Here is a 12,834-nt window from a genome sequence, read left to right as displayed (position 1 = left end):
TCTATGAAGGAGCGCCGTTTCTATGCCCGCGCATCTCATGCTGTCCATAACCAGATTCATCAATGTCCTTACTTAACAGGTTCGACCGAATAAGCAACCATTCAGGAGGGTATACGATATGAATAAGAAAAGTGTTCGTGACGTAGAAGTAGCCGGCAAACGCGTATTTGTACGCGTTGATTTCAACGTGCCGCTCGAAGATGGCAAAATTACCGATGACAAACGGATTCGCGAGACGCTTCCGACAATCAACTTCCTGATCGAAAAAGGCGCAAAAGTGATCTTGGCAAGCCATCTTGGCCGTCCAAATGGTCAAGTTGTGGAAGAGCTTCGTCTCACTCCTGCTGCTGAACGCCTCTCCGAGCTGCTGGGCAAACCGGTTGCGAAAGCTTCCGAGTCCACAGGCGAAGCGGTTAAAGCGCAAATCGCGGCTTTGAACGAAGGCGACGTATTGCTGCTTGAAAACGTTCGTTTCAACGAAGGCGAAGAGAAAAACGACTCGCAGCTGGCACAAGCTTTTGCCGAACTGGCTGACCTGTATGTTAACGACGCATTTGGCGCTGCTCACCGCGCGCATGCATCGACGGAAGGCATTGCACACCATCTGCCGGCCGTATCCGGCCTTCTGATGGAAAGAGAGCTGGATGTACTAGGCAAAGCATTGAACAACCCAGAGCGTCCGTTCACGGCGATCGTAGGCGGTTCTAAAGTGAAGGACAAAATCGACGTTATCAACAAAATGATCGAGATTGCTGACAACATCATCATCGGCGGCGGCCTTTCCTACACATTCTTCAAAGCACAAGGCCATGAAATCGGCCAATCGCTCGTTGACAACTCCAAGCTGGATCTGGCGCTTGAGTTCATCGAGAAAGCGAAAAAGCTGGGCAAAAACTTCCTGATCCCTGTCGACATCGTTGTAGCTGACGATTTCAGCAAAAACGCTAACACGAACATCGTTAGCATCGACAGCATCCCTGCTGACTGGGAAGGCATCGACATCGGTCCGAAAACGCGTGAAATTTACGCTAACGTGATCAAAAACTCCAAGCTGGTCGTATGGAACGGACCAATGGGCGTATTTGAAATCGAGCCATTCTCGCACGGCACGCAAGCTGTAGCAAATGCTTGTGCTGAAACAGAAGGTTATACCGTAATCGGCGGCGGCGATTCCGCTGCAGCAGCTGAGAAATTCGGCCTGGCTGACCGTATGAACTTCATCTCGACAGGCGGCGGCGCTTCCCTCGAGTTCATGGAAGGCAAAGTGCTTCCTGGCGTTGTAGCTCTTAACGATAAATAAGACTAACTTCATATAGCTCCATCTGGAATGAATATTGAATGAGGAGGCATTACGATGAGCAGAAAACCAATCATTGCAGGTAACTGGAAAATGTTCAAAACCGTATCCGAAGCCGTTTCTTTCTTCTCTGAAGTAAAAGGCAAAGCAGAGGTTGACGGTGTAGAGAGCGTAATCTGCGCCCCATACACAACGCTTCCCGCTTTGGTAGAGGCAGCAAAAGGCACGTCGATCGCAATCGGCGCGCAAAACCTTCACTTCGAAGACAACGGTGCATTCACTGGTGAGATCAGCGGCGTTATGCTGAAGGATCTTGGCGTGAAATATGTAATCATTGGTCACTCCGAGCGTCGTGCGTACTTCGCGGAAACTGACGAGATCGTTAACAAAAAGACGCATGCGGCATTCAAGCACGGCTTGACGCCAATCGTCTGCGTAGGCGAGCACCTCGAAGAGCGTGAAGCGAACCAAACGAAGGATGTCGTTAAAGTTCAGACTGAAGCGGCTTTCCAAGGTCTGTCCGCAGCACAAGCAGCTGAGGTTGTTGTCGCTTATGAGCCAATCTGGGCGATTGGCACTGGCAAATCTTCGACTTCCGAAGACGCGCAAGACGTAATCGGCTACATCCGCGGCGTTGTTGCAGGTCTGTATGACGAAGCGACTGCAAACGCAGTACGCATTCAATATGGCGGCAGCGTGAAGCCTAACAATGTTGCAGAATATATGGGCCAAGCAGACATCGACGGCGCTCTCGTCGGCGGTGCAAGTCTGGAGCCGGCATCCTACATCGCTCTCGTTGAGGGGGCCAAGTAAATGGCAGCTCCAAAACCTGTAGCACTCATTATTCTGGACGGCTTCGGCCTTCGCGACGATGTGACGGGTAACGCAGTCGCACAAGCGAAAAAGCCGAACTATGATCGTTACTGGTCGACTTACCCGCATACGACATTGACGGCATGCGGTGAAGCGGTAGGCTTGCCAGAAGGCCAAATGGGCAACTCTGAGGTTGGCCATCTGAACATCGGTGCAGGACGCATCGTGTATCAAGACCTGACCCGGATCAGCAAATCGATCCGCGACGGCGAGTTTTTCGACAATGAAACGCTGCTTGGCGCAGTGCGCCATGTAAAAGCGAACAATAAGAAGCTTCATCTGTACGGCCTCGTATCTGACGGCGGTGTACACAGCCATATCGCGCATCTGTTCGCGCTGCTTGAGCTGGCGAAAAAGGAAGGGCTCACTGAGGTTTATGTGCATGCCTTCCTGGACGGCCGTGACGTAGCACCGGATAGCGCAAAAGGCTACCTGGAGCAGCTGCAAGCGAAGATCGAAGAGGTTGGCGTAGGCCAAATCGCAACGGTTCAAGGCCGTTATTATGCGATGGACCGCGACAAGCGCTGGGAGCGCGTAGAGAAGTCGTACCGCGCCATGGTTTATGGCGAAGGTCCAACTTCCACCGATCCGGTCAAAGCGGTAGTTGAATCCTATGAAAAATCGGTTTATGATGAATTCGTTATGCCAACGGTTATCGTAGGCGAAGACGACAAACCAGTGGGTCTTGTAGAATCTGAGGATGCGGTTATTTTCTTCAACTTCCGCCCCGATCGCGCGATTCAATTGGGACAAGTATTTACGAACGAAGATTTCCGCGGGTTCGACCGCGGTGAAAAAGCGCCGAAAAACTTGTATTTTGTCTGTTTGACGCTGTTTAGCGAAACGGTTGGCGGCTTCGTCGCGTATTCACCTAAGAATCTCGACAACACGCTGGGCGAAGTGCTCGTTCAGAATGACAAGAAGCAGCTGCGCATCGCTGAGACGGAGAAGTATCCGCATGTAACGTTCTTCTTCAGCGGCGGCCGCGACGCGGAGCTTCCGGGCGAAACCCGCATTCTGATCCCTTCACCGAAGGTTGCTACTTATGACCTTCAACCGGAAATGAGCGCTTATGAAGTTGCTGCTGCGGCTGTCAAAGAAATTGAAGCTGACAAGCACGACGCAATCATTCTGAATTTCGCTAACCCCGATATGGTTGGTCACTCCGGCATGCTGGAGCCGACGATCAAAGCGGTGGAAGCAACTGACGAATGCCTCGGCAAAGTGGTAGAAGCGGTTCTTGCCAAAGGCGGCGTAGCCATTATTACAGCCGACCATGGCAACGCAGATATGGTGTTCGACGAGAATGGCCGTCCTTTCACGGCGCATACGACGAACCCGGTTCCTTGCATCGTTACCCTTGCGGGAGCAGAGCTTCGCGACGGCGGCATTTTGGCCGATTTGGCACCTACAGTACTTGATCTGCTGCAGTTGGCCCAACCGAAAGAAATGACCGGAACGTCGCTTGTTCAAAAGTAATAAACCAACGACTAAATCCAACATTTAAAAGGAGTGTTTCATTCATGTCTATCATCGTTGATGTATACGCACGCGAAGTGCTGGATTCCCGCGGGAATCCAACTGTTGAAGTAGAAGTATCCCTGGAATCCGGCGGCCAAGGCCGCGCTATCGTTCCATCCGGCGCATCCACTGGCGCTTACGAAGCTGTTGAGCTTCGCGACGGCGACAAAAGCCGCTACCTGGGTAAAGGTGTTATCACAGCAGTAGAGAACGTAAACACAATCATCGCTCCTGAAATCATCGGTCTGGACGCACTTGATCAAGTTGCAATCGACCGTAAAATGATCGAGCTTGACGGTACGCCTAACAAAGCAAAACTGGGCGCAAACGCAATTCTGGCTGTATCGATGGCTGTTGCACGCGCTGCAGCTGACGCGCTAAACGTATCCTTGTACACGTACCTGGGCGGCTTCAACGCTAAAACATTGCCAGTTCCAATGATGAACATCATCAACGGCGGCGAGCATGCTGACAACAACGTTGACGTACAAGAGTTCATGGTTCTGCCAGTTGGCGCTCCAACATTCAAAGAAGCTCTTCGCATCGGCGCTGAAATCTTCCACAACCTGAAATCGGTTCTGAAAGACAAAGGCCTGAACACAGCTGTTGGCGACGAAGGTGGCTTCGCTCCTAACCTGGCTTCCAACGAAGAAGCAATCGTAACGATCATCTCCGCTATCGAGCGCGCAGGCTACAAGCCAGGCGTTGACGTATTCCTCGGTATGGACGTTGCTTCCACAGAGTTCTACAAAGACGGCAAATACCACCTCGAAGGCGAAGGCAAATCGTACACATCCGCTGAGTTCGTTGACCTGCTGGCTTCGTGGGTTGATAAATACCCAATCATTACAATCGAAGACGGCTGCTCCGAGGACGATTGGGAAGGTTGGAAATTGCTTACCGACAAACTGGGCGGCAAAGTACAACTCGTTGGCGATGACTTGTTCGTAACGAACACTGAGCGTCTGTCCGACGGTATCGACAAAGGCGTAGGCAACTCGATCCTGGTTAAAGTTAACCAAATCGGTTCCCTGACTGAAACATTCGACGCGATCGAAATGGCGAAACGTGCAGGCTACACTGCAGTTATCTCCCACCGTTCCGGCGAAAGCGAAGACAGCACAATCGCTGACATCGCAGTTGCAACAAACGCTGGTCAAATCAAAACTGGCGCTCCGTCCCGTACGGACCGCGTAGCGAAATACAACCAATTGCTTCGCATCGAAGACCAATTGGGTTCGACAGCTCAATATGCAGGCAAATCTGCATTCTACAACCTGAAAAACTTCAAATAAGACTAACCGGGCCCAGCCTGATTGTCTTGGAGAGAAGAGCATCCTGCGGGGTGCTCTTCTTTTTTTGCTGTACGGGAGGAAAACGGTTATTCAGGCAGCGTAGCGGCAGGCAGCATCGGTATGATGTCGCGGGAATTTGCAGAATTTTAAGATATACCCAGCAAGACAGCAGAGACAAGGGCAAAAATGGATGAAGCAGGCAGGCGATCTAAACTATTGAATTCGTAGATGGGCTATGCTACAATCGATTTATGTGTTTTTAACGGAGCTCCTTGCTGGAGGTGGATGAAATGGAAATCTTTTTGAAAATATTGCTCGTACTCTTCTCGGTCGGTTTGATTACGGTCGTTTTGCTGCAAAAGGGCAAAAGCGCTGGCTTGTCCGGTGCGATCTCCGGCGGTGCTGAGCACTTGTTCGGTAAACAGAAAGCACGCGGTCTGGATTTGTTCTTGCAACGTCTGACAGTTGGACTTGCAGTCGGATTTTTCGTGTTGTCCCTGATTGTTGCATACGTTGTGAAACTGTAGAAGTTGTACCGAAAAGCGGAAGGTGAAGCCTTCTGCTTTTTTTTAGTTGCATTTTCCAGAATGCGCGGATGCGGGACCCGGATTTCGTGTATACTAAATGGTATATGATAATCTATCAACCGGCAGCAATGGATGCAAGTCATGATAGAACTACCGGTGTATGAGGTGAAAAGGATAACTATGATGCAAGAGCAGGAACTGCTTGATTTTATGCGGGAGACGGCTTATAAGCCGATGACCTACCAGGAGCTGGAGCAGCATTTCGGCATCGCGAATGCCGCGGAGTTCAAGCTATTTTTGAAGATGCTTAATCAGCTCGAAGAGGAAGGCAAAGTCATCCGGACGCGCAATGAGCGCTATGGTGTTCCCGAGCGGATGAACCTGCTGAGAGGGAAGGTGCAGGCGCATGCGAAGGGCTTTGCTTTTCTGCTGCCTGATGAGAAGGACCACCCTGACGTTTATATACATGCCAATGATCAGAAAAGCGCGATGAACGGCGACATCGTTCTCGTCCGCATTACTTCCCAAAGCGAAAGCGGCGGCCGTCTGGAGGGCGAAGTTGTACGAATTGTACAGCGCGCAGTTGTTCAGGTTGTCGGCACGTTCGAGAACCATGAGTCGTTCGGCTTCGTCATTCCGGATGACAAACGGATTAACCGCGATATTTTTATCGCTAGAGGCGAATTTCAAGGTGCGGTTACGGGCCAGAAGGTCGTAGCGCGAATTGTGTCGTATCCTGAGGGACGCGCGGCTGCAACAGGGGAAATTATCGAAATTTTGGGACATAAGAATGATCCCGGAATCGACATCCTGTCGATTATTCGCAAGCATCAGCTTCCGGAGAGCTTTACGGACGAGGTGCTTGCAGAGGCCGAAGCTGCTCCTGATTCCATCACGGAGGAAGAGATCATTCAGCAAGGACGGCGGGATCTGCGCGATGAGGTCATCGTCACGATTGACGGTGAGGATGCGAAGGATCTTGACGATGCCGTTCATGTGAAACGGTTGGATAATGGCAACTATTTGCTGGGCGTTCACATCGCTGACGTCGGCTATTACGTGACGGAAAAGTCGGAGCTGGACCAAGAGGCGTTCCGGCGCGGCTGCAGTGTCTATCTGGTGGATCGCGTCATTCCGATGCTGCCGCACCGATTGTCGAACGGCATCTGCTCGCTTAACCCGCAGGTAGACCGGTTAACGCTGTCCTGTGAGATGGAATTCGATGCCAAGACGCTGAAGCGTGTACGCCACGAGGTGTTCACTAGCGTCATTAAGACGAAGGAGCGGATGACCTACTCCAACGTCCGCAAGCTGCTGACGGCAACTGAGGAAGAGCCGGAGACTGAGCTGAAGGAACGCTATTCCGATCTGCTTGATATGTTCAAGCTGATGGAAGACCTCGCGATGAGACTGCGGAAGAAGCGGATGAAGCGCGGCGCGATCGATTTCGATTTCCAAGAATCGAAGGTAATCGTGGACGAGCAAGGCAAAGCTGTCGATATCGTGAAGCGGGAACGGTCTGTAGCCGAGCAGATTATCGAGGAGTTCATGCTGTCGGCGAACGAGACGGTCGCTGAGCATTTCCACTGGCTGCGGGTGCCGTTCCTGTACCGGATTCACGAGGACCCGGATCAGGAGAAGCTCCTTCATTTTATGCAATTCGCTTCGAATTTTGGTTACGTCGTAAAGGGCAAGGGCAATTCGGTCCATCCGCGTGCACTTCAGACGCTGCTGGAGGAGATTCATGGCACGAAGGAAGAGACAGTCATTTCGACCGTTATGCTTCGTTCCATGAAACAGGCGAAATACGACGCCGATTGCTTGGGCCATTTCGGCTTAGCTGCGGAGTTCTATACGCATTTCACTTCGCCGATTCGCCGGTATCCCGACTTGGTCATTCACCGCGTCATTCGCGAAGTGCTGGAGAACGGTGGCTCGCTGCCGGATAAGCGCCAGGAGGCGCTTATGGCGCGCATGCCGGATTATGCCCAGCATTCGTCCGAGCGGGAGCGCGTGGCTGTCGATGCGGAACGGGATACAGATAAGCTGAAAAAATGCGAATATATGCTGGATAAGGTTGGGGAAGAGTTCAACGGCATTATTAGCAGCGTAACGAGCTTCGGCATGTTCGTCGAGCTGGACAATACGGTGGAAGGGCTTATTCGTCTGAGCGATTTGACCGACGATTATTACCATTTCCACGAGCTTCACATGGTGCTGATTGGCGAGCGCACTTCGAAGGTGTACCGCATTGGAGACGAAGTGAAGATCCGGCTGGCTCGAGTGAACATGGAAGAATATACGATGGATTTCGAGATGGTCGATATGAAACCGCGCAGCGGATTCAAAGGCGTAGCTGACGCTGGCTTTGGAGTAGGCCGCGGCGCGAAAAAACGCGGCGGATTTGGCCGTGGCGGTGCGGATGAGCGCGGACGCGGCGGGAAACGAGGCGGCGGTGACCGCGCCAAAGGCGGCGTGGGCGCGCTTGCACCAGCCAAGGGCGGCAAGGGTGATCGCCGTGGCAAAGGCGGCAATGGAGCCGCAGGCGCGTTAGGCGATGCGGCGAAGGCGAAGGGCGGTAAAGGCGAAGGCCGTGGCAAGAACGATTCTATAGCATTGGGCGTGCCGAGAGACGAGAGATCCGGCGGCCGGGGGAAAGGTGTTGCAGAAGTGAACGAAGCGAGAGATGAAGTGAACAAGAACGAGGGCGGCAAGCGCCGGCGCAGAGGCGCTGGAGCCGAGGGCTCGAACGGCGCCGGCGCAAGCGCGGCGGCGGAGAGCTCGCCGTGGCGCAAGCCGGCGGAGCCGCTGGAGCCAGGCAGGCGTGTACGCGGCGGCAAAAGCGTGCCGCGTACGGATATGTGGGGGCTGCCCATCCGTGAGGGCAGCAAAAGCTGGGGCGGCGACACGGGCGAGGATCCTCGCTCGGAGAGACGTGATGGCCGCGGCGGGCGTGGCGGCGGCAGTGGCGGCCAAGGCGGCCGCGGGCGCAGCGGCAGTGCTAGAGGCGGGAACGGCGGCGGTGCGGCAGGCGCGAGAGGCCATGCAGGCGGCGCTGGAGCACCAGGCGGGAGCCGGCCGAAGCCGGCAACTGAAGGTCAGCCCAACGAAAATAATAAACAAGTTACGCCTGACGTGAATAATTCAGGCGAAGTAGGCAAGAATAAGAAGAGAAAGAAAAAAAACGGAGGCAGCGGCGGTAACGCGACTGCTGCGTTTGTACGCAAAGATCAAAAATAAATACCAGATGTTTACTTTACCCCCAAACATGGCGTTGCTGCTTGGATCTGCCGGATTGCAGCGCCGTGTTATGGATAAGCTGGCAAAATATATTTAAGCTTGTCGCTTGCTTTTTGAATATGGGTATAGTACACTCAAAGCAATTGATGATATGAACCTGAATTCACATATTGAAAAGGGTGTCATTAAAGTCATGAGACCTTTTCCAATGTGTGAATTTTTTGTTTAAAAACGAAACAGGCGCATATTAATTTTATTTTGTGGAGGTTTTTACACATGCAACAAGGTACAGTTAAATGGTTTAACGCAGAGAAAGGTTTTGGCTTTATCGAAGTTGAAGGCGGCAACGATGTATTCGTACATTTCTCCGCAATCACTGGCGAAGGCTTCAAAACTCTTGAAGAAGGCCAACGCGTTGAGTTCAACGTTGTTCAAGGCAACCGTGGACCACAAGCAGAAAACGTAGTTAAGCTGTAATAGCTTACTAACTGCGAGGAACCGTCCGGGCCATCTGGTCTGGGCGGTTTTTGTATAGACAGGGCATTATGTGAAAAGGCAGACGTAGTTGCGCCGGTATTTATAACGCAGTCTGTCGTTTGTAAGGGTGATGAAGTGCGTGCGTAGCGGGGCTCTTTGTTTTCTGAAAGATGCAGTCAGCAAATTGCATGACCCAGGCGATGTATTTTGCTTGGCGACATGCGACAAAATGTAAAAGTACATTTTGATTGCGCTTTTATGGCCTGTTTTTCGCCTCAAAATGTAAAAATACATTTGAATGACGTGATAATGCTCCAAACGGATGACATGGCGAGGATTCACCTGCATTTTTACATTTTGAATGCATAAATTGGCTGATTTAGCTCAAACAAACTGTATAATTGCATTTTGTTAATGAGGCGGGGCTGGCGTTGCAATAGGCCCTTAAAATTTGTTACAATGTATTCCTAACAGCGCTTACTTGAACATGTTGCGTAACGACGAAGGGGTGATTTCTATGGCAAGCAAGAAAAGCGACGGTAAGCAATTAGCGCAGAATAAGAAGGCTTCCCATGATTACTTCATCGAAGATACGTACGAAGCGGGAATCGTGCTAATGGGCACGGAGATCAAAGCGCTTCGCATGGGCAAGGCCAATATTGGCGATGCGTTCGCGACGATCCGGAACGGCGAGATGTTCATTCATAACATGCACATCAGCCCTTTTGAACAGGGTAACCGCCATAATCCGACCGATCCGACGCGTGCGAGAAAGCTGCTGCTGCACAAGCAACAAATTCATAAATTACTTGGACAATCCAAACAAGAAGGCTACTCCATTGTGCCGCTGAAGATTTATGTGCGCAACGGTTACGCCAAGTTGCTCATTGGCCTGGGTAAAGGTAAGAAGCAGTTTGACAAGCGTGATACAGCTGCCAAACGCGACGCACAACGCGACATTCAGCGTGCGCTGCGTGAGAAGCAGAAGGTTGCCCGTTAGATTGTTTTAGAATGGATTCCAGCATCCTCCCTCCTTGCCAGCAAGAAGTTCGGCAGAGCGGGCGTGAATCGTGTTATACTAAGGATGTAACAATCAAGGATGGTTTGAAACGAGTCAGACATGCAATTAAGGCTGCATGATGCATTCGTGCTCGATAGATCGTTAGATCCGGGCTTCATGTGCTAATCGGTGTTAAGGAGCCGTTTATGCCATATTGGGGGCGTTTATGGATTCGACGGGGATAGTACGAGCGCGGGTTGCGGGTAGCAGGGAGTCGTCTGCTTCATCAACGCTAAAGCCTATTAAATGGCAAACAACAAACAAACTACGCTTTCGCAGCTTAATAACCTGTGAGCGTGCTCCTACCTAGCATCGCCCATGTGACTAGACTAGGGGCTAACAAGTAGTGGGATACGCCGTTCGGTCTCCGCCTGGGGTCGACGGAAGAAGATAATCAGGCTGACCCAACGCGTAGTCGGTTACGGGACGACGCTCGGGTGACATCAATACCGTGACTACACCCGTAGAAGCCTGTGTGGCGTTGTCTTCGGACAGGGGTTCAAATCCCCTCGCCTCCACCATCATTAAAGCCAGCCGCAAGAGGCTGGCTTTTTTGCGTGGAGCGAGGGTTAGTCGATTACCCGAATCCGAAGGAGGACATTGGGGTTCTTTCCGTGCGCAGGGAGAAAAGCAGACGAGCACGGGATCTAGGTCGCTTTGCATAGAGCACATCATATGTTCCACACCTAGTTGGTGTGATCGGGAGAATTTCTTAACAGTAACTGCTCATAGTTAAAGAATTCTTTAACTAAATAAAATGATTTTTATCATGTGGTAAACTAAAAAAATACCAATTCTCACTAAATTTTTAGTAGGACTACAACTTCTTAGGATTTGACTTATGATGTCCTGAAGAGATTGGGAGTGGCTCTGCCTTTTACAATTTCGGGCAGCATTGCTTTGGGTATGGGTGACATCTTACAATGAATCGGGGCGAAACAGTGAAACTAAGAATTCTAATTCTATTAATGATTTTTGCTATTGTATTCACGATAATTACACCGGGGTTGGCACCAAGAGCTGAAGCAGCAGGAGGCACAGTTACAAGGACCTATACAGCAACTGCGGATACGATGGAATTAAATGGTCAAGCGGATTATAACGGAATCTATGATAATGACGGCGATGGTTATCTCTATGTCGGCATGAGCAATAATGACGGCTTCGTCAACGTGCGCAATAGAATGGCCGCATCTTTCAATCTAGGTGCTCCAGAAGGGACCATTGTATCAGCAGAGCTGGTCCTAACGGTTGCTACTGTATTAAGAGTCCCAAATCACACTCTGTACATGGAGGCAAGGGGCTCTGCTGCGAATAGTTTGGACCATAATCCTAATGGAACCTTTCCCTCTGTAGATACAAATAGCCCTTATACAGATAAATTCACTGCGAAAAGCACTGCGGAAGTGCCGATGGGCACCTATCTTCAGGATCAAACGATTACACTCAACGTTAAGAGCGCTGTCGATGCCTTTACAGATGGTTCTGATCGCAAAGTAACTTTTACACTTAACGGAAATGAAGCAGATCCAGACAGCGGGAGATTCTTATTCTATTCCTTAGAAGCTTCGAATGCTGCATTCCGTCCGAAGTTAGTCGTTACTTATGAGACTGCACCGGTTAATACTAATCCTACGGGTTCTTTCATAATTGCGGAGGGAACAGCAACGAACACCAGCACCGTCAATCTATCTGTAACAGGATCTGATCCTGATGCGGGTGATAGTGTTACCCATATGAGATTTGCCAATAGCGTAGTAAATTTATCAGCAGCCTCTTGGCTGCCTTTCAGCAATACAGCAACATTCAGTCTAAGTGGAGGAGATGGGTCGAAGACCATCTATATGCAGCTACGGGATTCCAACAATGGGATTTCAGCCAATTATTCACAGACTATTCTATTGGATCAGACAGCACCAACAGGGACAATCGCTATTAATAATGGCGCTGCATGGACGAATTCGGCAACAGTCACATTGAATGGAACCTATACGGATGGAAGCGGCTCAGGAGTTGATCAGGCACGTCTCTCCAATATTAACGGTACCTGGCAGACAAGTTGGTTCAATATAGCCGACTTGAATGGGAGATCTTGGGTCCTTCCGGCTGGCGAGGGAGCTAAGAACGTCTATGTGCAATATAAAGATAAAGTCGGAAACTCAAGCAGTTCTGTTATTAGCAGTACGATTACAGTAGATACAATCGCTCCTGTTATTACGAATGTAGTGAATAACAAAGCATATAACAGCACAGTTACTCCTCAATTTACCGAAGGCAGCGGACTACTCAACGGGAGTCCTTATATCAGTGGAACAACTATCACGCAGGACGGAAACTATACACTGATCGTTACTGATACAGCAGGTAATAGTGCGACGGTGGTCTTCAAAATCGATACGATAGCACCTATTGTGTCGGGAATAGACTATGATGGAATATACAAAACGAGCAGAACGATTACCTTTAACGAAGGAACAGCTACCTTAAACGGAGCTGCATTTTCTAATGGTACACAGGTTTCTCTAGATGGTGCATACACCTTAG

At 50.6% G+C, this 12,834-nt stretch carries 8 protein-coding genes, 1 other RNA gene and 1 pseudogene; all 10 read left to right on the top strand.

Going from position 1 to position 12,834, the window contains the following annotated elements; translation table 11 throughout:
- Positions 1 to 118: 118 nt before the first annotated feature.
- Positions 119 to 1,300 carry a phosphoglycerate kinase gene (locus TY10_RS22955; RefSeq protein ID WP_042168809.1) on the top strand — a complete coding sequence of 394 codons (1,182 nt, stop codon included), beginning with the start codon at positions 119 to 121 and terminating at the stop codon, positions 1,298 to 1,300.
- Positions 1,301 to 1,354: 54 nt separating this feature from the next.
- Complete coding sequence (gene tpiA / locus TY10_RS22950; RefSeq protein WP_042168807.1) at positions 1,355 to 2,110, top strand: triose-phosphate isomerase; 756 nt, start codon at positions 1,355 to 1,357, stop codon at positions 2,108 to 2,110.
- Positions 2,111 to 3,649 (top strand): 2,3-bisphosphoglycerate-independent phosphoglycerate mutase, encoded by a 1,539-nt coding sequence (gene gpmI, locus TY10_RS22945; protein WP_042168806.1) that lies wholly within the window; start codon positions 2,111 to 2,113, stop codon positions 3,647 to 3,649. It begins immediately after the preceding gene.
- 44 nt (positions 3,650 to 3,693) lie between these two features.
- A complete protein-coding gene (gene eno, locus TY10_RS22940; protein ID WP_042168804.1) occupies positions 3,694 to 4,986 on the top strand; it encodes a phosphopyruvate hydratase in 1,293 nt (430 codons plus the stop codon).
- 290 nt (positions 4,987 to 5,276) lie between these two features.
- Complete coding sequence (gene secG / locus TY10_RS22935; protein ID WP_042168803.1) at positions 5,277 to 5,513, top strand: preprotein translocase subunit SecG; 237 nt, start codon at positions 5,277 to 5,279, stop codon at positions 5,511 to 5,513.
- 180 nt (positions 5,514 to 5,693) lie between these two features.
- Complete coding sequence (gene rnr, locus TY10_RS22930; RefSeq protein ID WP_042168801.1) at positions 5,694 to 8,753, top strand: ribonuclease R; 3,060 nt, start codon at positions 5,694 to 5,696, stop codon at positions 8,751 to 8,753.
- A 276-nt stretch (positions 8,754 to 9,029) separates the two neighbouring features.
- Entirely contained in the window at positions 9,030 to 9,230 is a 201-nt protein-coding gene (locus TY10_RS22925) for a cold-shock protein (protein WP_028609190.1), read from the top strand.
- 517 nt (positions 9,231 to 9,747) lie between these two features.
- Positions 9,748 to 10,230: an SsrA-binding protein SmpB gene (smpB, locus tag TY10_RS22920; RefSeq protein ID WP_042168797.1), complete on the top strand. Its 483-nt coding sequence runs from the start codon at positions 9,748 to 9,750 to the stop codon at positions 10,228 to 10,230.
- A 216-nt stretch (positions 10,231 to 10,446) separates the two neighbouring features.
- Positions 10,447 to 10,811: a transfer-messenger RNA gene (gene ssrA, locus TY10_RS29490) on the top strand.
- Positions 10,812 to 11,213: 402 nt separating this feature from the next.
- A pseudogene (locus TY10_RS22915) lies at positions 11,214 to 12,834 on the top strand (hypothetical protein); the annotation flags it as partial.

Origin of the sequence: Paenibacillus gorillae, from assembly GCF_000513275.1 — a bacterium.
GTDB lineage: Bacteria > Bacillota > Bacilli > Paenibacillales > Paenibacillaceae > Pristimantibacillus > Pristimantibacillus gorillae.
The sequence above is the reverse complement of the archived record's forward strand: the minus strand, read 5'-3'. Positions and strand labels throughout refer to the sequence as shown.

Bases quoted from the DNA above. Each gene is read 5' to 3' on its own strand.
- TY10_RS22955 (WP_042168809.1), top strand. From the start codon at position 119: ATGAATAAGAAAAGTGTTCGTGACGTAGAAGTAGCCGGCAAACGCGTA.
- tpiA (WP_042168807.1), top strand. From the start codon at position 1,355: ATGAGCAGAAAACCAATCATTGCAGGTAACTGGAAAATGTTCAAAACC.
- gpmI (WP_042168806.1), top strand. From the start codon at position 2,111: ATGGCAGCTCCAAAACCTGTAGCACTCATTATTCTGGACGGCTTCGGC.
- eno (WP_042168804.1), top strand. From the start codon at position 3,694: ATGTCTATCATCGTTGATGTATACGCACGCGAAGTGCTGGATTCCCGC.
- secG (WP_042168803.1), top strand. From the start codon at position 5,277: ATGGAAATCTTTTTGAAAATATTGCTCGTACTCTTCTCGGTCGGTTTG.
- rnr (WP_042168801.1), top strand. From the start codon at position 5,694: ATGATGCAAGAGCAGGAACTGCTTGATTTTATGCGGGAGACGGCTTAT.
- TY10_RS22925 (WP_028609190.1), top strand. From the start codon at position 9,030: ATGCAACAAGGTACAGTTAAATGGTTTAACGCAGAGAAAGGTTTTGGC.
- smpB (WP_042168797.1), top strand. From the start codon at position 9,748: ATGGCAAGCAAGAAAAGCGACGGTAAGCAATTAGCGCAGAATAAGAAG.